Genomic DNA, 26,565 nt, shown 5'->3' with positions numbered 1-26,565 from the left:
CATGGCCGGGCTTGACCCGGCCATCCACGCGCAGCCCCGGGCGGGCACGACGTGGATGCCCGCGACGAGCGCGGGCATGACGGAGAATGGGGATACTGGAGAGTCAACCAATGGATTTTGATCTCACCGAGGAGCAGCGCCTCCTCAAGGACAGCATCGACGGCCTGCTGGCGGATGCCTATGATTTCGACAAGCGCAAGACCTACATGAAGGAGAAGGGCGGCTGGAGCCGGGCGATGTGGTCCAAGCTCGCCGAGCAGGGCCTGCTCGGGCTGCCGTTCTCCGAGGACGATGGCGGCTTCGGCGCCGGCGGCGTCGAGACCATGATCGTGATGGAGGCGATGGGCCGCGCGCTGGTGCTCGAGCCGTATCTGGCGACCGTGGTGCTGTCAGGCGGCTTCCTCCGCCATGGCGGATCGGCGGCGCAGAAGGCGGCGCACCTTCCCGGCATCATCGACGGCAGCAAGACGTTCGCTTTCGCCCAGCTCGAAAAGCAGTCGCGCTACGATCTTTTCGACGTTGCGACCTCGGCCAAGAAGAAGGGCGATGGCTACGTCATCGATGGCGAGAAGTTCGTCGTGCTCAACGGCGAGAATGCCGACACCCTGATCGTGACCGCGCGCACGTCAGGCGGCCAGCGCGACAAGTCCGGCATCGGCGTGTTCATCGTGCCGGCGGATGCGAAGGGCGTCACCCGCAAGGGCTATCCGACCCAGGACGGCCTGCATGCCGCCGACATCACCTTCACCGGCGTCGAGGTCGGCGCTGACAGCGTGATCGGCGATCCCGCGAATGCCCTGCCGTTGATCGAGCGCGTCGTCGACGAGGCCCGCATCGCGCTGTGCGCGGAAGCCGTCGGACTGATGGACGAGTCGCTCAAGACCACGGTCGAGTACATCAAGACGCGCAAGCAGTTCGGCGTCGCGATCGGCTCGTTCCAATCGCTGCAGCACCGTGCCTCCGACATGTTCGTGGCGCTGGAACAGGCCCGCTCGATGTCGATGTTCGCCACCATGGCCGCCGAGTTCGACGACGCCAAGGAGCGCGCCACCTCGATCGCGGCGGCGAAGGTGCAGATCGGCAAGTCCGGCAAATATGTCGGGCAGCAGGCGATCCAGCTCCATGGCGGCATCGGCATGACCATGGAGACCAAGATCGGCCACTACTTCAAGCGGCTGACGATGATCGAGAACACCTTCGGCGACACCGACTACCACATGCGCCGCGTCAGCGAGGCGGGAGGGTTGATCTAGGTCGACAAGTTCCTCCGTCATTGCGAGGAGCGAAGCGACGAAGCAATCCAGGGTCGCGCGTGAGGCCCTGGATTGCTTCGCTTCGCTCGCAATGACGGCGGAGCGAGATTTCGTAGCCCGGATGAGCGCAGCGACATCCGGGTTCATCTCGGCAGCTCGTGAGATCCCGGATGTCGCTGCGCTCATCCGGGCTACGAGGCCGCTGCGGAGGAGCAGAATATGACCCCCAATCCCTTCAACCTCGCCGGCCAGGTCGCCGTCATCACCGGCTCCAGCCGCGGCATCGGCCGCGCCTGCGCTGAGTTGCTGGCGCAACTCGGCGCCAAGGTGGTGATCTCCAGCCGCAAGGCGGACGCTTGCGAGGAGGTCGCGCGCGGCATCCGCGCCAATGGTGGCGATGCGCATGTCATTGCCTGCAACATCTCGCGCCGCGCGGAGGTCGACGCCCTGATTGACGGCGCAGTGAAGCATTACGGCCAGGTCGACATCCTCGTCTGCAACGCCGCGGTCAATCCCTATTACGGCCCGCTGCTCGACATCACCGACGAGGCCTTCGACAAGATCATGGCCTCCAACATCAAGAGCAATCTCTGGCTCTGCGCCAGGGCGATCCCGCCGATGGCCATCCGGGGCAAAGGCTCGGTCATCATCGTGTCCTCGATCGGCGGCCTGCGCGGCTCGACGGTGATCGGCGCCTACGGCATCTCCAAGGCCGCCGATTTTTCGCTGTGCCGCAGCCTCGCCGGCGAATGGGGCCCGCAGGGCGTGCGCATCAATTGCGTCGCGCCCGGCCTGATCAAGACCGATTTCGCCCGCGCACTGTGGGAGGACGAAGCCCGCCTCAAGCAGCGCTGCGCCACCACGCCGCTCCGCCGCATCGGCGAACCGCACGAGATCGCCGGCGCCGTGGCGTACCTGGCGTCGGATGCGTCGACCTTCATGACGGGGCAGACGATCGTCGTGGATGGCGGTGTGACCACGGCGGCGGTGTAGTTAGGCAGTATAAGCATCTATCCCTACGACGGCTGCACCCTCTCCCCTTGTGGGAGAGGGTGGTTTCTCACGAAGTGAGAAACCGGATGAGGGGTCTCTCTCCGCAAACTCGGGCCGTGATTTGCGGCACGAACCCCTCACCCGAGCCAGTGTGAGGCGGGCGTCGCGCTGCCCTCTCCCACAAGGGGAGAGGGCGCAATTACTGGCACCGCTTTGGACCCTAAATATATAGCCCGAACGCGACTATGCACGGCGCAATCGACGTCCTCCGGATCGGTCACGGAGTTTTCTGAAAGGGCAGCGGGAAGACGCGTGTCGCAACCTGCTTGACCTTCCCCCGCCAATCCGCTTGCTTGTCGCCCCAACGTCGTCAACCTCTTCGGGAAGAAACCCCATGTCCTTCGTGCTGGCCATCGATCAGGGCACCACATCCTCGCGCGCGATCGTGTTCCGCTCCGACATCTCGATCGCCGCCGTGGCGCAGCAGGAATTCCCGCAGCATTTCCCGGCGTCGGGCTGGGTCGAGCACGAGCCGGAGGACATCTGGACCTCGACGGTGATGACCTGCCGCGACGCGCTGGAGAAGGCGGGGCTGTCGGCAAACGACATCGCCGCGATCGGCATCACCAACCAGCGCGAGACCACCGTGGTGTGGGACCGCGCCACCGGCCAGGCCGTCCACCGCGCCATCGTCTGGCAGGACCGCCGCACCGCCGACATCTGCGCGAAGCTCAAGGCCGAGGGCCATGAGCCGGATGTCAGCGCCAGAACCGGCCTGATCATCGATCCCTATTTCTCCGGCACCAAAGTGGCCTGGATCCTCGATCACGTGCCGGGCGCGCGCGAGCGCGCCGAGCGTGGCGAACTGATGTTCGGCACCGTCGACTGCTATCTGCTGTGGCGTCTCACCGGCGGCAAGGTGCACGCCACCGACGCCACCAACGCCTCGCGCACGCTGCTGTTCAACATCCACACCGGGCAGTGGGACGAGACGCTGCTGAAGCTGCTGCGCGTGCCGCGCTCGATGCTGCCGGAGGTGAAGGATTCCTCGGCCGATTTCGGCACCACCACGCCCGGTCTGTTCGGCGGCCCGATCAAGGTCGCAGGCATCGCCGGCGACCAGCAGGCCGCGACCATCGGCCAAGCCTGCTTCACGCCGGGCATGATGAAGTCGACCTACGGCACCGGCTGCTTCGCGCTGCTCAACACCGGCGCCACGCCGGTGAAGTCGAACAACAAGCTGCTGACGACCATCGCCTATCAGCTGAACGGCCAGCGCACCTATGCGCTCGAAGGCTCGATCTTCGTCGCCGGCTCCGCCGTGCAGTGGCTGCGCGACGGGCTCGGCATCATCAAGCACGCCGCCGAGACCGGCCCGCTCGCCGACAAATCCGATTCGATGCAGTCGGTCTATCTGGTGCCGGCCTTCGTCGGCTTGGGCGCACCCTACTGGAATCCGCGCGTGCGCGGCGCGCTGTTCGGCCTGACCCGCAACACCGGCCCGGCTGAGCTTGCGCACGCGACGCTGGAGAGCGTCTGCTACCAGACCTACGATCTGTGGGCGGCGATGCGCGCCGACTGGCCGGATGCCTCGGCCGCCACCATCGTGCTACGCGTCGACGGCGGCATGACCGCCTCCGACTGGACCATGCAGCGCCTCGCCGATCTCCTGGACGCGCCGGTCGACCGCCCGATGATCCAGGAGACCACCGCACTCGGCGCCGCCTATCTCGCCGGCCTCCACGCCGGCGTCTATCCCGAGCCGGAAAAGTTCGCCGACAATTGGCGCCTGGAGCACCGCTTCCGGCCGGCGATGAGCGCCGCGACCCGCCAGCGCAAGCTCGCCGGCTGGGCCCGCGCGGTGAAAGGCGTGCTGGCGAGCGACGAGGGTGAGTAGAGCGCCATGGGATCCTGCTCTCATGCACCGGCTCATGGCGTCGGGACCGGCAAGACGGAGCTTTCGGTCGCTCGACTCGGACGCTTGATGCGGCACACGCTCATCATCGTGGCGGGGATGTGTGCACTTGCCGCGCCGTCGCGCGGCGAGGAAAGAATGGTGCTGGGTGCGAAGCAGTTCGAGTTTGATCAATCTGGCGACGGCGCCGTCCTGTGTGCCTGGTCGATCTACCTGTCGATCCAGGCCGAAACGGCGATATGCAAGCTGCCTCGCCGACCCACGGACGATGCAATCGACGAAGCAGTGGGCGCCATCGATGAATTCATCCTGGCGAACTCGTCGCTGAAGCCGACCCCGACGATGTTGGACGAATTCAAGCGCCGCGCTGCTGCGGCCGATCTCGCTCAGGGGCAGCGAGCGGGTTTGCAGGCTTTCTGCCAAAGGCCTGATCTCGAGCGCTTCCGCAGCATCGCGCCTGACGCACTCCGGGCCTCGGTGAAGAAGCTTCTCGCAAAGCCGCGCGAACCGGTCATGAATCCGTGCCTTTGACGGAATGTTCGTCGTTCGGTCGCTCACAGCGGCCGCCGTTCATCCCAGAATCTCCTTCCTCATCACTAGAAGACATGAGCAGATGACCATTCCGGATGGTTATGTCGACATCCCGCCCGGCAAGATCGCTGCCGTCGTGACCTCGCTGGAAATGCTGGCGCCGCCGGTGCTGCCGCCAGATCCGGCCGCCGACGGGACCATCCGGCGCGTCGCGCAGCCGGATCTCGATTGGTACCGCGACCTCTATGCGCGCGTCGGGTCGGAATGGCTGTGGTCGCAGCGTCTTCGGATGAGCGACGCCGAGCTCGCCGCCGCCATCCGCACAACCGGCGTCGAGATCTACACGCTGGAGCATGCCGGCGGCGACGAGGCGCTGCTGGAGCTCGACTTCCGCAAGAAGACCGATTGCGAGCTGGTGCTGTTCGGCGTCACGGCCAAGCTGATCGGCACCGGCGCCGGACGGTTGCTGATGAACCACGCGCTGCGCCGCGCCTGGGCGCAGCCGCTCACGCGGCTCTGGGTCCACACCTGCAGCTTCGATCATCCGCGCGCGCTGGCGTTCTACCAGCGCTCCGGCTTTCGTCCCTACCGCCGCCAGATCGAGATTGCCCCGGATCCGCGCCTCGACGGCACCCTGCCGCGCGACGTCGCTCCGCATGTGCCGCTTCTGGCCTGAACTTCCCGGCTGACAACGGCGCCAAACGACGCTTCAATACGCCGTACGGGAGGATGCCTCATGTTCCTGATCGGCCAATACGACTCGCCCTTCGTCCGCCGGACCGCAATCGCGCTGCGGCTCTACGGCCTGCCGTTCGAGCACAAGCCGTGGTCGACCTTCGGCGATGCCGACAAGATCGCGCCGTATAATCCGCTGCTGCGCGTGCCGGTGCTGGTGCTCGACGATGGCGAGGCGCTGATCGATTCGGTGGCGATCCTCGATCATCTCGACGAGACCGTCGGGCCCGAGCGCGCCATGCTGGCGTCGCGCGGGGCGCTGCGGCGGAAACAGCTGCATACGATCGCGCTCGCCACCGGGCTCGGCGACAAGGCCGTCAGCCTGATTTACGAGCGCGTGCTGCGCAAGGACCGGCTTGAGCTGTGGGTCGCGCGCTGCGAGACCCAGATCACCGGCGTGCTGGCGATGCTCGAAGCCGAGCGCGCGGCTGTTGCGACGGAGTACTGGTACGGCGATCAGATCGGCCATGCCGACGTCGCCGTCACCTGCGTGCTGCGCTTCACATCAGAGGCGCATTCGCATCTGTTCGACGACACGCGTTATCCGGCGTTGGCTGCGCATGCCGCAAAGTGCGAGGCGTTGCCGCCATTCCAGGAGATCGTCCAGCCCCTGGCCCCGCCGAGCGGGGATTGAGTTTGTTGGACGTATCTCGCGCCACACTGACACTGCGCTCCCTCTCCCCGTTCTTCACGGGGAGAGGGTTGGGGTGAGGGGCAGCCACGCGCACCGGCCGTGCGGAGAGTCCCCCTCACCCGGATTGCATCTTCGATGCGATCCGACCTCTCCCCGCAAGCGGGGCGAGGTGCACCGGGCCTGCGGCGAGCGGAGGGGGCAACTCATCTGACCGGACGACAATGTGCAGCTCAGCGGGGCGCGCGGCGATCGTCGAACGCCGCCGGTCGTCACGGTCTGAAATACACATCGACCTTCATGCCGACCGCGAACGGGCCCGGCTCGGCGAGATCGACCAGCACCTCGACGACGTCGACATCGGTCATGTTGCGCTGGCTGAGGGCCGCCGTACGGCTGCTCTCCACCAGCGGCGCGACGGAGGCCACCTTGCCGGCGATGTCGCGGCCGCGGAAGGCGTCGGAGCGGACCACGGCCTGCTGGCCGGGCTTGATCTTGTCGAAGTCGCGCTGGTCGAGCTCGGCGCGCACGCGTAAGGACGACGTATCGCCGAGCAGCACCAGCGGCTGCGTCGCTTGCGGCGAGGCGATCTCGCCGGGGCGCGCATTGACCTGCAGCACCGTGCCGTCGAGCGGCGCGCGGAGGGTGAGCTTGTCGAGCGTGGCGCGCGCGCCCTGCAGCTCGCTGCGCGCGACGTTGAGCTGGCCCTCGGCGCTGATCGGCAGCGGTGCATCAGTGGTGACCTTGCGCAACTCATCGGCCTGCTGGTCGGCCTTGGCCTGTGCACTCGTCAGCTGCGTGCGCGCGGTCTCGATATCGGCATCGGCGCCGCGCCCGGCGCGCCGCTCGGCGACCGCCTTGTCGAGCGCAGCGCGCGCGTCGAACACGGCCGCCTGCGCGTCAGCCAGGCCATCCTCGGCGCGGCGCCGCGGGCCGGCGCCGGACGGCGTCGTTTCCTTGTTGCGCACGCGCTTGCGCATCGCCGCCTGCGCCTCGGCGCTGGCGAGCTGCGCGCGGGCCTCGGCATCGGCGAGCCGCACCAGCGCCTGGCCGGCGAACACCGTCTCACCCTGCTTGACCAGCACCTCCTGGATCAGGCCGACCACGGGCGCGCCGAGCTTCATGAGGCCGGACACCGGCTCGACCCGGCCCGGCGCCACTGCCAGCCAGCGCTCCTCCTGAGCGTTGGCGGCGCGCGCCGGCGCATCGACGGTGAACGGGATCGCGAGCACCGCCGTCAGCGTGATCGCTCCAGCTATCCTTGTTCTCCAGCGGGTCATGCCTGCAAGACCTTCTTCATTGCGCCGCTGCCGCTCTCGTCGCTGATGATGCGGCCGTCCTCGATGTGAATGACGCGGTCGGCAAACGGCAGGATGCGCGGATCGTGGGTCACGACCAGCACCGCGCGCGACGGATCCTTGGCGATCTCGGCAAGCAGCGTCATCACCGCCTGGCCGTTGGCGGTGTCGAGCGCGCCGGTCGGCTCGTCGGCGAGAATGACCTGGGCCTTGCCGACGATGGCGCGGGCGATCGCCACGCGCTGCTGCTCACCGCCCGACAGCTCGCGCGGATACGACTTGCCCTTGTGACCGAGGCCAACCGTGGCCAGCACCTCGCGCGCCGCGGTCTTCGCCGTCCGCGCGCGCTCGCCGCGCACATCGAGCGCGAGCCGCACATTGTCCTGGGCATTGAGCGTCGGGAACAGATGATAGGACTGGAAGATGAAGCCGATGCGCTCGCGCCTTAGCTGCGCCAGCGCCTCCGGATCGAGATTGGCGACGGCCTCGCCGCCGACCTTCACCGTGCCGGCATCGGGCGTCATCAGGCAGCCGAGGATCGACAGCAGCGTGGTCTTGCCGCTGCCGGAGGGACCCATCAGCAGCACCAGCTCGCCACCCTTCAATGACAGGCTGACGCCCTTCAGCGCCTGCACCCGCCCCGCGCCCTGGCCGAGGTGATGCACGAGATCGATGGCCTCGAGCACGGTGTCGGTCATCGCGAGAACACCATGGCCGGATCGATGCGCATCACCTTGACGATCGCTGCGATCGCCGAGCCCACGCACATCGTCACCGTCAGCGCGAACAGCGCGACCGTCAGCGCCGGCGTCATGATGACCGGGAGCGCCGATTCCGCCGTCGCCGCCGCCACGATCTTGCCGATGCCTGCGGCGCCGGCAAACCCGACGACCGCGCTGAGCAGCGCCTGCCAGATGATGACCGTGTAGATGTAGCGGCTGGACGATCCGATCGCGCGCAGGGTCGCGAACTCGTTGATGTGATCCTTGGTGCTCGAATACAGCGTCTGCGCCACGATCACGGTGCCGACGATGAGGCCGAGCAGGGCGCCCGCGAACAGCGCCGCCCCCGCGCCGGTGCCGAACAGCCAGAACGACCGGCTGCGGCCGGCGAACTCGGCCGCCGTCAGCACCTCGACATTGGCCAGGCTGTCGCGCATCGCCTGCTGCACGGTCCCGAGATCGGCGCCGGGCGACAGCTTCACCAGCAGATAGGACGCCTTGTTCGGAGCGATGCCGGTGAAGCTGCGCGCGCGTTCGACGTCGGTGAACACGTAAGGCGTGGTCGTGAAGGAGCGGATGCCCTTGGTGACCGCCATCACCTGGATCTTGCGGTCGCGCAACTCGGCCGCCTGCTCCACACCAGTGATGCCGAGCCGCTCGAAATAGGTCTGGTCGATCGCGACCGCCCCGGGCACCGTGAGGTCGTCGAGCCGTCCCTCCACCACGTTCCAGGGATGCAGGCCCAGCCCGCGCAGCTCCGAACCGACCACGAATACCGGCGTCGTGGTGCCCTGCGGCAGCCGCCATTGCGCGTAGCCGATCACCAGCGGCGTCGCCTCCGCCACACCGGGAACCGCCAGCGCCCGGAACCGCTGCCGCTCGTCGAGCAGCGAGGGGTCCTCGAAGCATTTGGTGCCGACCGGCATGATCCACAGCTCGGCCGGGGCATGGTCGATCATGGTCGTGACCATCAGGCGGAAGCCGACATAGAGCCCCATCTGCACGGTCACCAGCACGATCGAGAAGATGATGCCGATGATCGTGGCGATGAAGCGCAGCCTGTCATGAAACAGGTTTCGCGACGCCAGCCTGAACTGCAACGACATGAACGAAAACCACCCGGACGCCCCGCGTCCATTTCAGCCGGTTACGGGGGACAAGTCCACGCCGGAGGCGTGCCGGGGCTGTGTGGCGGTCTGTCATTCGGGGCGGCCGTGGCGCGGGGGACACGGGAGGGGGCGCTGCAGAACGGCATGTTAGCCGGCCAAGGCGCGTCAAATCCGGTGTCGTCCCTGCGAACGCAGGGACCCATAGCCACAGGGAGATGTCGTTGCACGCGATCTCGGCCACCGCGGATCGCCGAGACATCACGCGGTATGGGTCCCCGCGTTCGCGGGGACGACAGCCGTGGGTGGGCTGTGCGCGGGCTATTTGGCGCCCACAGCCTTCTTGCGCCAGGCGAGATGCACGGCGCAGGCGCAGCCGGGCGGGTGGCTGGCGAGCTCGGCGGGCGCCGCGTCGTTGGCCGGGGCGGGGGATGCGACGGCGCGTGCCGGAGCGTCAGCCTGCGATCCGCCCCGTGCCGGGATGTAGTTCAGGATCGGCGCCAGCCAGCGCTCGACCTCGGCGACCGTCATGCCCTTGCGCGCCGCGTAGTCCTCGACCTGGTCGCGCTCGATCTTGCCGACGCCGAAATAGAAGCTCTCGGGCGAGGCGAAATAGAGCCCCGATACCGACGAGCCCGGCCACATCGCGTAGCTCTCGGTCAGCGTGACGCCGGCATTGTTTTCGGCATCGAGCAGTTCGAACAGCGTTGCCTTCTCGGTGTGATCGGGCTGCGCCGGATAGCCGGGCGCGGGGCGGATGCCCTGATACTTCTCCAGCATCAGGTCGTCGGGCGAGAGCGTCTCGTCCGGCGCATAGGCCCAGAATTCGCGTCGTACGCGGGCGTGCAGGCGCTCGGCAAAGGCTTCCGCGAGGCGGTCGGCCAGCGCCTTCACCAGGATCGAGGAGTAGTCGTCATTGGCGTTCTTGAAGCGGTCGGCCACGACGTCCTCGCCGAGGCCCGCCGTCACGACGAAACCGCCGACATAGTCCGGCACGCCGGAAGCTTGCGGCGCGACGAAGTCGGACAGCGCCGTGTTGAAGCGGCCCTCGCGCTTCTCGAGCTGCTGGCGCAAGGTGTGCAGCGTTGCAACCGTCTTGGTGCGGCTGTCGTCGGCATAGAGCACGATGTCGTCGCCCTTGGCATTGGCCGGCCAGAAGCCGATCACGGCGCGCGCCGAGAACCACCTCTCGGAGACGATCCGCGTCAGCATTTTCTGCGCGTCGTCATACAGCGCGCGCGCGGCCTCGCCGACCTTGGCGTCGTCGAGGATGGCCGGGAAGCGGCCGGCCAGCTCCCAGGTCTGGAAGAACGGCGTCCAGTCGATATAGGGCACGAGCTCGGCGAGGTCGTAATCGACGAACGTCTTGGTGCCGAGGAAGGTCGGCTTCACCGGCTTCGCCTTGGCAAAATCGATCTTTGGCGCATTGGCACGGGCGTCGCTGAGCTTCAGCCGCTTCTTGTCGGCCTGGCCACGCAGATGCGCGGCGGCGATCTTCTGATACTCGCTGCGGATGTCGGCCGCATAGGCGTCCTTGCGCTCCGCCGACAGCAGCGACGAGGCGACGCCGACGGCGCGGCTGGCGTCGTTGACATGCACCACCGGGCCGCCCTGGTAGTTCGGGTCGATCTTCACGGCGGTGTGGACACGGCTCGTCGTGGCGCCGCCGATCAAGAGCGGCACGTTGAGGCCCTGGCGCTCCATCTCGGACGCCAGATACGCCATCTCGTCGAGCGACGGCGTGATCAGGCCGGAGAGGCCGATGATGTCGGCATTCTCCGCCTTCGCGGTGTCGATGATCTTGGCGGCCGGCACCATGACGCCGAGATCGATGACCTCGAAATTGTTGCACTGGAGCACGATGCCGACGATGTTCTTGCCGATGTCGTGGACGTCGCCCTTGACGGTGGCCAGCACGATCTTGCCGGCATTGGAGCGCGCGTTGGCCGTGCCCTTGTTGGCGGCCTTCTCGGCTTCCATGAACGGCATCAGATAGGCGACCGCCTGCTTCATCACGCGCGCCGACTTCACCACCTGCGGCAAAAACATCTTGCCGTCGCCGAACAGATCGCCGACCACGTTCATGCCGGCCATCAGCGGGCCCTCGATGACGTCGAGCGACCGCGTCGACTTGGCGCGCGCCTCCTCGGTGTCGACGTCGATGAACTCGGTGATCCCGTGCACCAGCGCGTGGGACAGCCGCTTCTCCACCGGCCATTCGCGCCAGGCGAGGTCGGCCTCCTTGGTCTGCTTGCCCTGGCCGCGAAATTTCTCCGCCAGCGCGAGCAATCGCTCGGACGCGCCGGGATCGCGGTTGAGGACGACGTCCTCGCACACCTGGCGCAGCTCGGGATCGATGTCGTCATAGACGATCATCTGCCCGGCATTGACGATGCCCATGTCCATGCCCGCCTTAATGGCGTGATACAGGAACACCGAGTGCATCGCCTCGCGCACCGGCTCATTGCCGCGGAACGAGAACGACAAATTGGAGACGCCGCCGGAAATGTGGGCATGCGGCAGGTTCTGGCGGATCCACCGCGTCGCCTCGATGAAGTCGACGCCGTAGTTATTGTGCTCCTCGAGTCCGGTGGCGATCGCAAAGATATTCGGATCAAAGATGATGTCTTCCGGCGGGAAGCCGACCGTCTCGACCAGGATCTTGTAGGCGCGGGCGCAGATCTCGGTCTTGCGCTGATAGGTGTCGGCCTGGCCGGTCTCGTCGAACGCCATCACGACGACGGCGGCGCCATGGCGGCGCGCGATCCTGGCCTCGTGGATGAATTTCTCCTCGCCTTCCTTGAGCGAGATCGAGTTCACGACCGGCTTGCCCTGGACGCATTTCAGGCCGGCCTCGATGACGTGGAATTTCGAGGAATCGACCATCACCGGCACGCGGGCGATGTCCGGCTCGGCGGCGACGAGGTTGAGGAAGGTCCGCATCGCGGCTTCCGAGTCCAAGAGGCCCTCGTCCATGTTGACGTCGATGACCTGGGCGCCGTTCTCGACCTGGTCGCGCGCGACCTGCAGCGCGGCGGTGTAGTCGCCGGCGGTGATCAGCTTGCGGAATTTGGCCGAGCCGGTGACGTTGGTGCGCTCGCCGACATTGACGAACGGAATCGCGGGCGTCAGCTCGAACGGCTCCAGGCCCGACAGTCGCAGCCGCGGCGCGATCTCCGGCACCACGCGCGGCTTGTGCGGAGCGACGGCGGCGGCGATCGCCGCGATATGGTCCGGCGTCGTGCCGCAGCAGCCGCCGACGATGTTGACGAGGCCGGCCGACGCGAACTCGCCGATCAGCCGCGCCATGTAGGCCGGCGTCTCGTCATATTGGCCGAACTCGTTGGGCAGGCCGGCATTGGGATAGGCGCAGACCAAGGTGTCGGCGACGCGGCCGATGTCGGCGACATGGCCGCGCAGATCCTCGGCGCCGAGCGCGCAGTTGAAGCCGATCGTCAGCGGCCTGGCATGACGCACCGAATTCCAGAACGCCTCCGGCATCTGGCCGGAGAGCAGGCGGCCGGACTTGTCGGTGATGGTGCCCGAGATCATCACGGGCACGTCGATGCCGCGCTCCTCGCACAGCTCGGCGATCGCATACAGCGCCGCCTTGGCGTTGAGCGTATCGAAGATGGTCTCGACCAGCAGGAGGTCGGCGCCGCCGTCCAGCAGCCCGCGCGCCTGCTCGCCATAGGCGATGCGCAAATCGTCGAAGGTGACGGCGCGATAGCCGGGGTTGGAGACGTCAGGAGAGATCGACGCGGTGCGGTTGGTCGGGCCCATGGCACCGGCGACGAAGCGCTGCTTGCCGTCTTCGGCGGCGACGCGGGTCGCGGCATTGCGCGCGAGCCGCGCGCCCTCGCGGTTGAGCTCGTAGATGATGTCGGAGAGATCGTAATCGGCCTGCGCGATCGATGTCGCCGAGAAGGTGTTGGTCGCGACGATGTCGGCGCCGGCGCGCAGGTACTGCGCGTGAATATCCTCTATCGCCTCGGGCTGGGTCAGGATCAACAGGTCGTTGTTGCCGCGGAGGTCGCGATGAAAGTCCTTGAAGCGGGCGCTGCGAAAGGCAGCCTCGTCGAACTGCAGCGCCTGGATCATCGTGCCCATGGCGCCGTCAAGAATCAGGATGCGCTTCGCTGCGGCAGCGAGGAAGGCGGTACGCATGGGGGACACGGGAGCGGACATCAGGCGGCAGCCTTGTTGGTGGACTTCGGACGAATGCCAAGCAGATGGCTGATCGCGAACACGAGGTCGGCGCGGTTCATGGTGTAGAAATGAAAGGTGTCGACGCCATGCTTGGCGAGCTTGTGCACCTGGCCGGCGGCGACGGTGGCCGCGACCAGCTTGCGGGTCTCGGCATCGTCGTCGAGGCCGTCGAACTTCTCGGCCAGCCAGTTCGGCACCGTCGTGCCGGCGCGGGTGACGAAGCCGCGCGCCTGCTTGAAATTGTGCATCGGCATGATGCCCGGCACGATCGGGATCTCGATGCCACGGGCGCGGACGCGATCGAGGTAGCGGAAGTAGAGGTCGTTGTCGAAGAACACCTGGGTGATGGCGCGGCTGGCGCCGGCGTCGACCTTGGCCTGGAGCATGTCGATGTCGGCGTCGAAGTCCCGGCTCTCCGGGTGCTTCTCCGGATAGGCCGAGACGATGACGTCGATGTCGGGATGCCGCCGCTTGATGCCTTCGATCAGCTCGGGCGAGGTCTGGTAGCCGTCGGCGCGGGTGGAATAGGGCGTGCCGATGCCGCCGGGCGGATCGCCGCGCAAGGCTACGATGTGGCGGACGCCGACCTCATGATAGCGGTCGACGACCTCGTCGATCTCGCCTCGGGAGGCGCCGACGCAGGTCAGATGCGCCGCCGGCAGCAGCGCGGTTTCTTTGAGGATGCGCGCGATGGTGGCGTGGGTGCGCTCGCGGGTCGAGCCGCCGGCGCCGTAGGTCACGGAGACGAAGCTCGGCTCCAGCGGGGCGAGGCGCTCGATCGAACTCCACAGCGTCCGGTCCATCTCCTCGGACTTCGGCGGGAAGAATTCGAACGAAATTCTCGGCCGGCCAATGGCGGAATTGCTGTCGGTGATGGTGGAGGCGAGGTCGGTCATGGCAACGCAGGTTCCCGATGGCGCGTAAATTTCAACTCAAGAGGGGGCTCGCCCCGTGAGGCACCAAGATAATGGAAGTGCGTCGCAAGTGACAGCCCAACGTAAATGGGATTTGGCCCACTATAAGGAAAAATTGGCATTTGAACTGAGATATTGTCTGTTTGTGTGGGCAGAAAATTATTCGATAAATCAATAACAAACGAGCATCGTGCGGTCGTTTGCGATGGATTTTGACGTGGGATCAGGCCTCGTCAGGATTGTATACAGCTGGTTTGTCCCAATGCTATTCCTGCCCATCCCTGCGTTTCCGGCAGGGCACCGCCGCGGCTGGCCCATTGTGGCGTGCCGCGCAGGTATTACGTTGAAACGATGATCCCGCTCTCAGTCCTCGACCTCTCGGTCACGACCACCGCCACGCCGGCGTCGGCGGCGCTGCGCAACAGCATCGACTTGGCCCGCCATGTCGATCAGCTCGGCTATGTCCGCTACTGGCTCGCCGAGCATCACAGCCTGGTTTCGGTCGCGAGCCCGTCGCCCGACATCATGATCGGGCAGATCGCTGCCGTCACCAAGCACATCCGCGTCGGCTCCGGCGGCGTCATGCTGCCCAACCACGCGCCGCTGGTGGTCGCCGAACGCTTCAAGATGCTGGAGGCGCTGTTCCCCGGCCGGATCGATCTCGGCCTGGGCCGCGCGCCCGGCACCGACGGCACCACGGCCTATGCGTTGAGGAGCCGGCTCGATCGCCGCGACGGCGACGATTTCCTGGAGCGGCTGCACGAACTGACCTTGTGGGAGACGCGCGAGTTTCCCGCCGGCCATCCCTACAACAACGTCATCGCCATGCCTGACGATGCGCCGCTGCCGCCGATCTGGCTGCTCGGCTCCAGCGACTATTCCAGCGAGCTGTCGGCGCAGCTCGGAATGGGCTTCGCCTTCGCGCATCATTTCGCCAACCACGATGCGATCGACGCGATGACCAACTATCGCGCCCACTTCACCGCCTCGCGCTGGCGCTCGCAGCCACATGCGATTCTCGCGGTGGCGGTGGTGACGGCGGAAACCGATGCCGAAGCCGAGCGGCTGGCGTCGTCGATGGACCTCAACCGCCTCAGGCGCGACCGCGGCCAGTTCCTGCCGCTGCCGAGCCCGGAGGAGGCCGCGGCCTATCCGTATACAGATGCGGATCGCGCCTCGATCGCCCGCAACCGCTCGCGGCTGTTCGTCGGCTCACCGGCCACGGTGCGCGCCAAGCTCGACCCGATGATCGCCGCGAGCCAGGCCGACGAACTGATGGTGATCACCGCGATCTTCGACCACGAGGCCCGCAAGCGCTCCTACACCCTGCTCGCGGATGCTTTTGGCCTGGAGCGGCAGGCGGCGGCGTAGCCAGAGTCGTCAGCAGACCTCGATCGGATTTAGGGGGCGGGACAAGCATGATCATCTTCCCGCTATCTGGATCGAGGATCTGAGTTTTGCGCCCGTCACTCTCCGCGTCGTCACGGCCGGGCTTGTCCCGGCCATCCACGTCGTTCGGCATGCTGGGCACGACGTGGATGCCCGGGACAAGCCCGGGCATGACGGAGTACCTCGTTAGCAGGGTGATTCGTCGTGATAGCTCCGCGTCTCCCTGCTCACCATGTGATCAGCGGCGCGCGGCGCAGGAAGGTGTCGTCGCTCACCTGGTCCACGACGAAGCGCGCGACATCGGCGCGCGCGATCGTGCCGCCGTGGAAGCCTGCGAGATCCGTCAGCGCGCGTAGCTTCTGGCCGCCCGGCTTGTCGTTGAGCATCGCGGGGCGCACGATCACCCAATCGAGCCCGCTGTCCCGGATGATCGCCTCCTGCCGGTCCTTGTCGGCATAGACGTTGCGAAGCAGCAGCGGCAGGATCAAGCGGTCGTAGACGAAGCCGCCATGCCCGCGGCTGTCGCCGGCGCCGATCCCGGTGATCGCGACCAGCCGCGCGACGTTCTCGGTCTTCATCGCCTTGACCAGCGCGCGCGTCGACGTCGAGAGCGTCGTGACCCCCTTGAACGGGCTGAGCGACGTGCCGAGCGAACTGATGACCGCGTCCTGTCCCTTCAGCGCCTTGCGCAGCGTGGCTTCGTCGCGGGCATCGCCCACGATCAGTTGCGCGCCTTGCAGATCACCGGCCTTTTCGGGCGATCGCACCAGCGCGCTGACGCGATGGCCGCGCGCCAGTGCATCGCGGACGATCAGCCGTCCGGTGCCGCCGGTGGCGCCGAGCACGAGGATGTTACGCCTGGTCTCGTTGCTGTCGTCGGCGGTCATCGTCGTCTCCTGTTCTGAATTGGACCCCCGCGTCGAGCGGTCCGAAAGCTGAACTGGGAAAATAGCGATCCACATTTGAGCCGAAAGACGCTATTCTTGGACGGTCTGTCTCACTGGTGGAACGATGGATCTGCTGGCGCTTGCCGATTTCACGCTCGTCGCCAGGCACGGCGGCTTCGGCCGCGCCGCGCGGGCCAGTGGGCGGCCGAAGGCGACGTTGTCGCGCCGGGTTGCCGAGCTGGAGGCAGCCCTGGACATCCGCCTGATCGAGCGCGGCGGACGCGCGCTGAAGCTGACCGAGGAGGGACGGGCGCTGTTCGAGCGCACCGGCGCGCTGCTGACCGAGCTCGACGAGACCGTCGGCGCGATCGCATCAGGCGGCCAGACGCCGCGCGGCCGCCTGCGCATCAGCGCGCCGCTGCTGTTCTCGCAGACTGCAATGGGAAAGCTCGCAGCGACCTTCGCGTTGAAATATCCGGCGGTGCGCCTGGACGTGACCAGCGACGACCGCACCGTCGACATGGTCGAGGAGGGCTATGACCTGGTGATCCGGGTCAATCCCGCTCCCGACGATAGCCTGGTCGGGCGAATCTTCGTGCGTGACCGGATGGTGGTGGTCGCTCACCCCGCGCTTCCCCGGCCGGACGATGGAGCGCCCGTCCGCGCCATCGTTCGCAGCAGTGACCCGATCACGAGCTGGGCGGTCTCGGGGCCGGCAGGACCGGCTCGGATCTCCGTCGAGCCGATCCTGCGGCTGACCTCGCTGATCATGGTGCGCGATGCCGTTCGCGCCGGTGTGGGCGCGGCGTGCCTGCCGTTGTCGCTCGCCAGCCACGATATCGCAGCCGGGCGTCTCGTGCATTGGGCCGATCTCGACGCGCCGCCGGTCGCGCTATGGACGCTGTATCCGTCGCGGCGGCTGCTGAGTCCGCGCGTGTCGGCGTTTCTCGATCACCTCAAGGACGCCTTCCCGACGGGAACGTCAGCCGAGCTCGCCGCCTATGTCGAAGGGTAGGTCTTAGCGTCAATTTCCGCTGTCGTCCCGGGCAAGCCCCAGCAGCGCGAAGCGCTGATGGGGCGCCGACCCGGGACCCATACCGCGTGATGTCGCGGCGAGACGACGGTGGGAGAGACCGTCCAATAACCACTCGGCGCTGTGGCTACGAGGAGCGACCCGAGAGAGCTAGTCCCGCGTCTCGCTGAACGTCGCCCGGAACGGATGCGCCGGGTAGACGCCGACGATGCGCAGCTCGCGCGAGAAGAACTTCAGCTCGTCCAGCGCAAACGCCAGCCCCTTGTCCTCGGGATGGCCGTCGACATCGGCGTAGAATTGCGTCGCGAAGAAATTGCCGTCGACCATGTAGCTTTCGAGCTTGGTCATGTTGACGCCATTGGTGGCGAAGCCGCCCATCGCCTTGTAGAGCGCTGCGGGCAGGTTGCGCACGCGGAACACGAAGCTCGTCACCAGCGGGCCGGAATTCTGCTCCGCCCACTGCTCCTGGCGGGCCAGCACCACGAAGCGCGTGGTGTTGTGGGCCTCGTCCTCGATGTCCTCGGCGAGAATGTCGAGGCCATAGATCTCGGCGGCGAGCCGCGAGGCGATCGCCGCGACGCTGCGGTCGGCGCGCTGGGAGACGTCCCGCGCGCTGCCGGCGGTGTCGCCGGCGACGATCGGCCGGACGCCGAGCTGGCGGATGATGCGGCGGCACTGGCCGAGCGCGTGGACATGGCTCTCGACGGTCTTGATGTCGGCGAGCTTGGTGCCTTTGAGAGCCATCAGCTGGTGCCGGACCGGCAGAAACCACTCGCCGATGATGTAGAGGCCGGAGGCCGGTAGCAGATGGTGGATGTCGGCGACGCGGCCGGCGACCGAGTTCTCGATCGGGATCATGCCGAGATCGGCCTCGCCCGACGAGATCGCGGCCAGCGCGTCCTCGAAGGTCGGGCAGGGCATCGCCTCGGCGGTCGGATAGGCCTCGGAGATGGCGATGTGGGAATTGGCTCCCGGCTCGCCCTGAAATGCGATTTTCAAGTTCTTGCTCATGGTGGGCCTTGTAGCAGCAGCTTACGGCTTGGACAGCAGCCGGCGCGCGGTTTCGAGATCGGCCGGCGTGTCGACGCCCAGCGGTACGGAATTGACGATGGCGGCGTCGATGCGCATGCCCGCTTCGAGTGCGCGCAGCTGCTCCAGTTTCTCCTGCTGCTCCAGTGCGGAGGGCGGCAGGCTGACGAAGCGCTCGAGCGCCGCTCGGCGATAGGCGTAGAGGCCGATGTGGTGGTAGCGCGGGCCGTCGCCGTAGGGGGCTGTGGCGCGGGTGAAATAGAGCGCTCGCTTCCTGGTTGGAGCGATCGTCGCGCCGACCAGCTTCACCACGCTTGGATTGGTATGCTCGCCGTCATGACGGATCTCTGCGGCCAGAGTGCCGATGTCCACCGCAGTCTCATCGAGCAGTGCCAACGCCGCGCCGATGTCGTCAGGCGGAATGGTCGGCAGGTCGCCCTGAACGTTGACGATGGCTTCCGCCTCGCCGGCGGGATCGAGTTTGCATAACGCCTCGTAGATGCGATCCGATCCGGATGGATGGTCGGCGCGGGTCATCACCGCCTCGCCGCCGTGGGCGGTGACCGCGTCCGCGATGTCCTTCGTGTCTGTGGCCACGGCGACCCGGCCGATATTGGCCTCCTGTGCGCGGCGGAGCACCTGCACGATCATCGGCAGGCCGGCGATGTCGAGCAGCGGCTTGCCGGGCAGGCGGGTCGAGGCCATGCGGGCGGGAATCAGCACGAGGATCTTGGATCGGGTCATCCGGGGAACGGCAGGTCGGACCGGGTCGCAACAGCGCGGCCGGACAGGATGGGGACAGCAAAAACCGCCCGCTTATACGGGTTGCCAGAGCACGGGCAAACCGATATCTCACTTCTGCCGCAGGGGGAGGCGCGACGGCTCGATTCTTCTCGATGCCTTCTCGAAGTCCTGGGGCGATTCACGGTCGCGGCCCCGCGGCCCCAAAGCAATGAAATCTGCCCTCGGAGCCTGCTTCCAAAATGGACTCCTTCGAACTCAACAAAATCCTCGGCGCCGTGCTGGCTGCCTGTCTCGTCGTGCTGGTCACGAGTTTCTCCGCCAGCGCGATTTTCGCGCCGAAGATGCCGGAGAAGCCGGGTTTCGAGATCGCCGTGAAGGAGGTCGAGAGCGCCGCCAAGGGTGGCGCCGCGCCCGCCGCCGCCGAGCCGATCGAGAAGCTGCTGCAGACCGCGTCCGTCGAGAAGGGCGCTGCCGCCGCCAAGAAGTGTGCCGCCTGCCACACCTTCGCCAAGGGCGAGAAGAACGGCGTCGGCCCCAACCTCTACGGCATCGTCGGTGACCACATCGGCGAAGGCCGCGGCTTCAACTTCTCGGCTGCGCTCAAGGCCAAGGGCGGCACCTGGACCATCGATGCGCTGAACCAGTTCATCGCCAATCCCAAGGGCTATGTCCCTGGTACCGCGATGGGCTTCGCCGGCATCCAGAAGGACAGCGAGCGGGCCGACGTGCTGGCCTATCTGAACTCGCTGGCCGACACCCCCGCGCCGCTGCCGACCGCGGCGAAGTGAATCGGCCCATCGATGAGAGTTTGACGGCCAGGCCCCAAGCTTGGCCGTTTTGCTTTTTCGGGCCCGGTTCTGGCCCCATTTGGGACGTTTCGCCGCATCCAGTCCGTTCACAACCCGGTATCATGAGGAAAAAGCAAGGTTATTGGTCGAAACCTTGCCGTATATTGGCCCCTGAATGAAAACCTGGTTCGCAGCCCGAAGCGGGTGCTCTTGCTCAGGCCGGCGCAACCTGCCCTTGCGAATTGGGTTACGATCCCACGTTAGATCAGGGGGCGGTACCGGCTGAGGCCGGCCAGCTGGTCCCGAGCGGTCCTATTCAGAGGAAGTCTCATTTGACGATTACCCGACGACAGCTGCTGCAGAGCAGCGCCTTCGCTGCGATGGCCCCGGCGCTCGGCGTCGCGGCCAACCTCTCCAGCATCGCCGCCGCCCAGGCGCAGGCCGGCGAGCAGCTGGTCTGGCGTCACGGCCTGTCGCTGTTCGGCGAGGTCAAATATCCGGCCGACTTCAAGCGCTTCGACTACGTCAATCCCGACGCGCCCGAGGGCGGCGCGGCCCGCATGATCTCGATCGGCACCTTCGACAATTTCAACATCGTCGTGATGTATGTAAAGGGCAACATCGCGCCCGCCGCGATGCTGGTCTACGAAACGCTGATGACGCGGTCCCAGGACGAGGTCTCGACCGAGTACGGGCTGCTCGCCGAGGCCGCCGCCTATCCCGACGACTATTCCTGGGTGATCTATCGGCTGCGCAAGGAGGCGCGCTGGCAGGACGGCAAGCCGGTCACGCCCGAGGACGTGATCTTCTCGCTCGACGTGCTCAAGAAGAACAGCCCGCACTACTCCTCCTACTATCGCCATGTCGTGAAGGCCGAGAAGACCGGCGACCTCGAGATCAAGTTCACCTTCGACGGTCCCGGCAACCGCGAACTGCCGCACATCGTCGGCGAATTGCTGGTGCTTCCCAAGCACTGGTGGGAAGGCACGGACGCACAGGGCCGCAAGCGCGACGTCACCGCGACCACGCTGGAGCCGCCGCTCGGATCGAGCCCCTATCGCATCAAGGAATTCGTGCCCGGCCGCTCGATCAAGGTGGAGCGCGTCAAGGACTATTGGGGCGCCGGTCTTCCGGTCCAGATCGGCCAGAACAATTTCGATGAGCTGCAGTTCGAGTTCTTCCGCGACAACATCGTCGCGCTCGAGGCGTTCAAGGCCGATCAGGCCGATTGGATCTCCGAGAACTCCGCCAAGCAGTGGGCGACGGCCTACGACTTCCCTGCCGTCACCGACAAGCGGGTGGTCAAGGAAGAGTTTCCGATCAGCGATTCCGGCCGTATGCAGGGCTTCGCCTTCAACCTGCGCCGTCCGCAGTTCCAGGATCCGCGGCTGCGGCGGGCGTTCAACTACGCCTATGACTTCGAGGAGATGAACAAGCAGCTGTTCTATGGCCAGTACAAGCGGATCAACAGCTACTTCGAAGGCACGGATCTCGCCTGCTCCGGTCTGCCGCAGGGACTGGAGCTGCAGATCCTGGACAGCGTGCGCGACAAGGTGCCGCCGGAAGTCTTCACCACGGTCTACCAGAACCCGGTGGGCGGCAATTCCGAAAATGTGCGCGGCAATCTGCGCGAGGCCACGAAGCTGTTGAAGGACGCCGGTTTCGAGATCAAGGACCGCAAGCTGGTCGATTCCGCCGGCAAGCCGGTCGCCGTCGAGATGCTGGTCCAGGACCCGTCGTCCGAACGCATGGCGCTGTTCTACAAGCCGTCGCTGGAGCGTCTCGGCGTGACGGTGACGGTCCGCCAGGTCGACAACGTCCAATACGAGAACCGGATGCGGACGTTCGACTACGACATGATCACGGACCTCTGGGGCCAGTCGCTGTCGCCCGGCAACGAGCAGCGCGATTTCTGGGGCTCCAAGGCGGCCGACGAGCCGGGCTCGAAGAACTCCATCGGCATCAAGAACCCGGCAATCGACGCCCTGATCGAGAAGATCATCTTCGCCAAGGATCGCGCCACGCTGGAGGCGGCGACGCATGCGCTCGACCGCGTCCTGTTGTGGAATTTCTATGTCGTCCCGCAGTTCACCTATTCGTTCGCGCGCAGCGCGCGCTGGGACCGTTTCAGCCATTTCGAGCCGTTCCCGAAATATTCGCGGTCCGGATGGCCGTCGCTGTGGTGGTACGATGCCGACAAGGCCGCCAAGGTGAAGCGCTCTTGAGCCGGCTCCCGCATCTGTCGCGTCGCGGCGTGCTCGGGCTCGGCCTGGGCGCGCTCAGCGCGCCCTTGCTCGGGCCGGCCATGGCCGCGGAGTTCGGCGCCGAGGCGCACGGCATGTCGGCGTTCGGCGACCTGAAATATCCGGCCGACTTTCCCCACTTCGACTACGTCAATGTTGAAGCGCCGAAGGGCGGGATGTTCTCGCTGATCCCCTCGGTGCGCGCCTACAACCAGTCCTATCAGACGTTCAACTCGTTCAATGCCTACGTCCTCAAGGGCGAGGGCGCGCAGGGCATGGACATGACGTTCGCGTCGCTGATGGTGCGCGCCGGCGACGAGCCGGACGCGGTGTATGGGCTGGTCGCAAAGTCGGTCGCGATCTCCGCGGACAGACTAACCTATCGCTTCACCCTGCGGCCCGAGGCGCGCTTCCAAGACGGTTCGAAGATCACGGCGCATGATGTCGCGTGGTCGTTGAACACCTTGAAGGAGAAGGGCCACCCGCTGATCGTGGTGCAGCTGCGCGACTTCGTGAAGGCCGAGGCGCTCGACGATGCCACCGTCGTCGTGAGCTTCGTCGAGAAGCGCGCGCGCGACGTGCCGCTCTACGTCGTGACCCTGCCGATCTTCTCGAAGGCTTGGTACGCCAACCGCGCCTTCGACGAGGGGCCGCTCGACGTGCCGCTCGGCTCGGGGCCGTACAAGGTCGGCAAATACGAGATCAACCGCTACGTCGAGTTCGAGCGGGTCAAGGACTGGTGGGCCGCCGACCTGCCGGTCAGCCGCGGCCTCTACAATTTCGACATCGTGCGCTATGAGTTCTATCGCGACCGCGACGTCGCCTTCGAGGGCTTCACCGCCAAGAGCTATCTGTTCCGCGAGGAGTTCACCTCGCGCATCTGGGCCACGCGCTACGATTTTCCGGCGATCAAGGACGGCCGCGTCAAGCGCGAGCTGTTGCCGGACGAGACGCCGTCGGGCGGGCAGGGCTGGTTCATCAACACCCGCCGCGACAAGTTCAAGGACCCGCGCGTGCGCCAGGCGCTGACCTACGCGTTCGACTTCGAGTGGACCAACAAGACCATCATGTACGGCGCCTATGCGCGCACCGTGTCGCCGTTCCAGAACTCGGACATGGTCGCGGTCGGTCCGCCCTCGCCGGAGGAGTTGAAGCTGCTGGAGCCGTTCCGCGGCCAGGTCCCTGACGACGTGTTCGGCGAGCCGTTCGTGCCGCCGGCCTCGGACGGCTCGGGCCAGGATCGCGCGCTGCTGCGCAAGGCCACGCAATTGCTGCAGCAGGCCGGCCTGCCGGTGAAGGACGGCAAGCGCCTGCTGCCGTCCGGCGAGGTGTTCGCGATCGAGTTCCTGATCGACGAGGTCTCGTTCAAGCCGCATCATGGCACGCTGATCAAGAACCTGCAGACGCTCGGCATCGATGCGGATCTCCGCATCGTCGACGCCGTGCAATACCGGGCGCGGGTCGAGGATTTCGATTTCGACATCACTGTGCAGCGGCTGTCGATGTCGCCGACGCCGGGCGACAGCTTGAGGCCCTATTTCACGTCCGATGCGGCGAAGACCAAGGGCTCCTACAATCTCGCCGGCATCAGCAATCCCGCGATCGACGCGCTGGTGGCGAAGGCGATCGGCGCCGAGACGCGCGGTGAGCTGACCTTCGCCTGCCGGGCGCTCGACCGGGTGTTCCGCGCCGGCCACTACTGGATACCGCAATGGTATCGCCAGACCCATCCGATCGCCTATTGGGATCAGTTCAGCCACCCTCCGAAGCCGCCGAAATACGCGTCCGGCGTCGGCGCCCCGGACATCTGGTGGTACGATGCCGCCAAGGCCGCAAAGCTGGAGCAGGCGAAGTAGTTCATGGCTGCCTATATCGTCCGCCGCATGTTTCTGATGCTCCCGACCCTGCTCGGGATCCTCTTCATCTCCTTCGTCGTGGTGCAGTTCGCGCCGGGCGGCCCGGTCGAGCGCGTCATCGCGCAACTGACCGGCGCCGACACCGGCGGCACCTCGCGCATCTCCGGCGGCAGCGGCTCGGATTTCGGCGCGCGCCCGCCGGGCCAGGTCGGCTCCGGTGATACCAACTCGAAATATCGCGGCGCGCAGGGGCTCGATCCCGCCTTCATCAAGCAGCTCGAAAAGCAGTTCGGCTTCGACAAGCCGGCGCCGGAGCGCTTCGCGCTGATGGTCTGGAACTTCGCCCGCTTCGATTTCGGCAAGAGCTATTTCCGCGATACGTCCGTGCTGCAGCTGATCAAGGAGAAGCTGCCGGTGTCGATGTCGCTCGGCATCTGGATGACCCTGCTGACCTATCTGATCTCGATTCCGCTCGGCATCCGCAAGGCGGTCCAGGACGGCTCGCGCTTCGACGTCTGGACCTCGGCCGTGATCATCATCGGCTACGCCATTCCGGGCTTCCTGTTCGCGATCCTGCTGATCATCCTGTTCGCCGGCGGCTCGTTCCTCAACATCTTTCCCTTGCGCGGGCTGACGTCGGACGGCTGGTCGGACTTCCCGTGGTACTGGAAGATCATCGACTATTTCTGGCATCTCACCCTGCCCTTGGTGTCGATGGCGCTCGGCGCCTTCGCGACCATGACGCTGCTGACCAAGAACTCGTTCCTCGACGAGATCCGCAAGCAATATGTCATGACGGCGCGCGCCAAGGGCTGCAGCGAGACCCAGGTGCTGTACGGCCACGTGTTCCGCAACGCCATGCTGATCGTGATCGCGGGCTTCCCGGGCACGTTCATCCATGCCTTCTTCTCCGGCTCGCTGCTGATCGAGACCATCTTCTCGCTCGACGGCCTCGGCCTGCTGTCGTTCGAGAGCATCCTCAACCGCGACTATCCGGTCGTGTTCGGCAATCTGTTCATCTTTTCGCTGCTCGGCCTCGCGATCAACCTGATCTCCGACCTGACCTACATGTGGATCGATCCGCGGATCGATTTCGAGGCGCGGGAGGTCTGACGATGCTCAAAACCGCACCCGTCGAGACCACCACGCAGGCGCCGCTTGGCGAGGCCGTGCCGCCGACGCGGCACAGATTCCGGCCGTCGCCGCTCAACCAGCGCCGCTGGCAGAACTTCAAGGCCAACCGCCGCGGCTACTGGTCGTTGTGGATCTTCCTGGTCCTGTTCATCGTCTCGCTGTTCGCCGAACTGATCGCCAACGACCGTCCGTTCCTGATCAAGTTCGACGGCCATCTGTACTGGCCGGCCTTCGTGTCCTATCCGGAGACCGCGTTCGGCGGCGACTTCGAGACCGCGGCCGATTATCGCGATCCATATCTGCAGAAGCTGATCGCGGACAAGGGCGGCACGGTGATCTGGCCGCTGGTCCGCTACTCCTACGCCACCCACAATCTCGATCTGCCGACGCCGGCGCCGTCACCGCCGACCTGGATGCTGAAGGAGCAGCAGTGCAAGGCGGTGGTCGAGAAGAAGGGGCTGAAGAGCTGCCGCGATCTCGAATACAATTGGCTCGGAACCGACGACCAGGGCCGCGACGTCGTCGCGCGGCTGATCTACGGCTTCCGTATCTCGGTGCTGTTCGGCCTGTTGCTGACCTTCTTCTCCTCGATCATCGGCATCGCCGCCGGCGGTGTGCAGGGCTATTTCGGCGGCTGGGTCGATCTTCTGTTCCAGCGCTTCATCGAGATCTGGAACGCGATCCCCTATCTCTATCTGCTGCTGATCCTGTCGGCGGTGCTGGTGCCGAGCTTCTTCACCCTGCTCGGGATCATGCTGCTGTTCTCCTGGGTCTCGCTGGTCGGGCTGGTGCGCGCCGAATTCCTGCGCGGGCGCAATTTCGAATACATCCAGGCGGCGCGCGCGCTCGGCGTGTCCAATTCCGTCATCATGGTCCGGCATCTGCTGCCGAACGCGATGGTCGCGACCATGACGTTCCTGCCCTTCATCGTGTCGAGCTCGGTCATGACCTTGACCGCGCTCGATTTCCTCGGCCTGGGCCTGCCGCCGGGATCGGCGTCGCTGGGCGAGATGTTGTCGCAGGCCAAGGCCAACGTGCAGGCGCCGTGGCTCGGCCTCACCGGCTTCTTCTCGGTCGCGATCATGCTGTCGCTGCTGATCTTCATCGGCGAAGCGATGCGTGACGCCTTCGACCCCCGCAAGACGTTCAGGTGAT

The 26,565-nt window shown here is 66.1% G+C and carries 21 protein-coding genes; 13 read left to right on the top strand and 8 right to left on the bottom strand.

Annotated elements, in window-relative coordinates:
* Positions 1-110 precede the first annotated feature (110 nt).
* From pimD to ACQR1B_RS09000, 6 genes are all read left to right on the top strand, one after another.
* Complete coding sequence (pimD, locus tag ACQR1B_RS09025) at positions 111-1,253, top strand: pimeloyl-CoA dehydrogenase small subunit (protein ID WP_434832253.1); 1,143 nt, start codon at positions 111-113, stop codon at positions 1,251-1,253.
* 219 nt (positions 1,254-1,472) lie between these two features.
* Entirely contained in the window at positions 1,473-2,246 is a 774-nt protein-coding gene (locus ACQR1B_RS09020; RefSeq protein WP_434832252.1) for an SDR family NAD(P)-dependent oxidoreductase, read from the top strand.
* Between the two features lie 394 nt (positions 2,247-2,640).
* On the top strand, positions 2,641-4,143 hold the full coding sequence (gene glpK / locus ACQR1B_RS09015) for a glycerol kinase GlpK (RefSeq protein ID WP_434832251.1): 1,503 nt from the start codon (positions 2,641-2,643) through the stop codon (positions 4,141-4,143).
* Between the two features lie 87 nt (positions 4,144-4,230).
* Positions 4,231-4,692, top strand: coding sequence for a hypothetical protein (locus ACQR1B_RS09010; RefSeq protein ID WP_434832250.1), 462 nt, complete (start codon positions 4,231-4,233; stop codon positions 4,690-4,692).
* Positions 4,693-4,774: 82 nt separating this feature from the next.
* Positions 4,775-5,368 carry a GNAT family N-acetyltransferase gene (locus ACQR1B_RS09005; RefSeq protein WP_434832249.1) on the top strand — a complete coding sequence of 198 codons (594 nt, stop codon included), beginning with the start codon at positions 4,775-4,777 and terminating at the stop codon, positions 5,366-5,368.
* A gap of 60 nt (positions 5,369-5,428) precedes the next feature.
* Positions 5,429-6,061 carry a glutathione S-transferase family protein gene (locus tag ACQR1B_RS09000; RefSeq protein ID WP_434832248.1) on the top strand — a complete coding sequence of 211 codons (633 nt, stop codon included), beginning with the start codon at positions 5,429-5,431 and terminating at the stop codon, positions 6,059-6,061.
* 269 nt (positions 6,062-6,330) lie between these two features.
* Here the strand turns inward: ACQR1B_RS09000 and ACQR1B_RS08995 are convergent, their stop codons facing one another.
* The 5 genes from ACQR1B_RS08995 to metF form a co-directional block, all read right to left on the bottom strand.
* Positions 6,331-7,338: an HlyD family secretion protein gene (locus tag ACQR1B_RS08995; RefSeq protein ID WP_434832247.1), complete on the bottom strand. Its 1,008-nt coding sequence runs from the start codon at positions 7,336-7,338 to the stop codon at positions 6,331-6,333.
* Entirely contained in the window at positions 7,335-8,054 is a 720-nt protein-coding gene (locus ACQR1B_RS08990; RefSeq protein ID WP_434832246.1) for an ABC transporter ATP-binding protein, read from the bottom strand. Before ACQR1B_RS08990 ends, ACQR1B_RS08995 begins: the two co-directional genes overlap by 4 nt.
* Complete coding sequence (locus tag ACQR1B_RS08985; protein ID WP_434832245.1) at positions 8,051-9,184, bottom strand: ABC transporter permease; 1,134 nt, start codon at positions 9,182-9,184, stop codon at positions 8,051-8,053. Before ACQR1B_RS08985 ends, ACQR1B_RS08990 begins: the two co-directional genes overlap by 4 nt.
* 321 nt (positions 9,185-9,505) lie before the next feature.
* Complete coding sequence (gene metH / locus ACQR1B_RS08980; RefSeq protein WP_434832244.1) at positions 9,506-13,372, bottom strand: methionine synthase; 3,867 nt, start codon at positions 13,370-13,372, stop codon at positions 9,506-9,508.
* Complete coding sequence (metF, locus tag ACQR1B_RS08975) at positions 13,372-14,289, bottom strand: methylenetetrahydrofolate reductase [NAD(P)H] (protein ID WP_434832243.1); 918 nt, start codon at positions 14,287-14,289, stop codon at positions 13,372-13,374. Before metF ends, metH begins: the two co-directional genes overlap by 1 nt.
* A gap of 369 nt (positions 14,290-14,658) precedes the next feature.
* Here metF and ACQR1B_RS08970 point away from each other — a divergent pair, with 369 nt between their 5' ends.
* Positions 14,659-15,678, top strand: coding sequence for an LLM class flavin-dependent oxidoreductase (locus tag ACQR1B_RS08970; RefSeq protein ID WP_434832242.1), 1,020 nt, complete (start codon positions 14,659-14,661; stop codon positions 15,676-15,678).
* 245 nt (positions 15,679-15,923) lie between these two features.
* Here ACQR1B_RS08970 and ACQR1B_RS08965 read toward each other — a convergent pair whose 3' ends face one another.
* Positions 15,924-16,583 carry an NAD(P)-dependent oxidoreductase gene (locus tag ACQR1B_RS08965; RefSeq protein ID WP_434832241.1) on the bottom strand — a complete coding sequence of 220 codons (660 nt, stop codon included), beginning with the start codon at positions 16,581-16,583 and terminating at the stop codon, positions 15,924-15,926.
* Between the two features lie 124 nt (positions 16,584-16,707).
* Between ACQR1B_RS08965 and ACQR1B_RS08960 the strand changes: the two genes are divergently transcribed.
* The gene (locus tag ACQR1B_RS08960) at positions 16,708-17,598 is read left to right on the top strand and encodes a LysR family transcriptional regulator (RefSeq protein ID WP_434832240.1); all 891 of its coding nucleotides are present in this window, start codon (positions 16,708-16,710) and stop codon (positions 17,596-17,598) included.
* Between the two features lie 168 nt (positions 17,599-17,766).
* Here the strand turns inward: ACQR1B_RS08960 and ACQR1B_RS08955 are convergent, their stop codons facing one another.
* Together ACQR1B_RS08955 and ACQR1B_RS08950 are read right to left on the bottom strand one after the other, a co-directional pair.
* Positions 17,767-18,627, bottom strand: coding sequence for a prephenate dehydratase (locus tag ACQR1B_RS08955; RefSeq protein WP_434832239.1), 861 nt, complete (start codon positions 18,625-18,627; stop codon positions 17,767-17,769).
* A 21-nt stretch (positions 18,628-18,648) separates the two neighbouring features.
* Complete coding sequence (locus tag ACQR1B_RS08950) at positions 18,649-19,389, bottom strand: 3-deoxy-manno-octulosonate cytidylyltransferase (protein WP_434832238.1); 741 nt, start codon at positions 19,387-19,389, stop codon at positions 18,649-18,651.
* Between the two features lie 239 nt (positions 19,390-19,628).
* Here ACQR1B_RS08950 and ACQR1B_RS08945 point away from each other — a divergent pair, with 239 nt between their 5' ends.
* The 5 genes from ACQR1B_RS08945 to ACQR1B_RS08925 all read left to right on the top strand — a co-directional run bounded on the left by ACQR1B_RS08945 (position 19,629) and on the right by ACQR1B_RS08925 (position 26,564).
* Positions 19,629-20,177, top strand: a complete 549-nt coding sequence (locus tag ACQR1B_RS08945; protein ID WP_434832237.1) for a c-type cytochrome — start codon at positions 19,629-19,631, stop codon at positions 20,175-20,177.
* Between the two features lie 380 nt (positions 20,178-20,557).
* Positions 20,558-22,402 (top strand): extracellular solute-binding protein, encoded by a 1,845-nt coding sequence (locus tag ACQR1B_RS08940; protein ID WP_434832324.1) that lies wholly within the window; start codon positions 20,558-20,560, stop codon positions 22,400-22,402.
* Positions 22,399-24,276: an extracellular solute-binding protein gene (locus ACQR1B_RS08935; RefSeq protein WP_434832236.1), complete on the top strand. Its 1,878-nt coding sequence runs from the start codon at positions 22,399-22,401 to the stop codon at positions 24,274-24,276. Before ACQR1B_RS08940 ends, ACQR1B_RS08935 begins: the two co-directional genes overlap by 4 nt.
* A 3-nt stretch (positions 24,277-24,279) precedes the next feature.
* Positions 24,280-25,389, top strand: a complete 1,110-nt coding sequence (locus ACQR1B_RS08930; protein ID WP_434832235.1) for a microcin C ABC transporter permease YejB — start codon at positions 24,280-24,282, stop codon at positions 25,387-25,389.
* A gap of 2 nt (positions 25,390-25,391) precedes the next feature.
* Positions 25,392-26,564 (top strand): ABC transporter permease, encoded by a 1,173-nt coding sequence (locus tag ACQR1B_RS08925; protein WP_434832234.1) that lies wholly within the window; start codon positions 25,392-25,394, stop codon positions 26,562-26,564.
* The last annotated feature ends 1 nt before the right edge of the window (position 26,565 follow it).

This window comes from Bradyrhizobium oligotrophicum (genome assembly GCF_051168495.1).
Taxonomy (GTDB): domain Bacteria; phylum Pseudomonadota; class Alphaproteobacteria; order Rhizobiales; family Xanthobacteraceae; genus Bradyrhizobium; species Bradyrhizobium oligotrophicum_A.
Note: the sequence above shows the minus strand (reverse complement) of the source record. Positions and strands in the feature narration are given on the sequence as shown.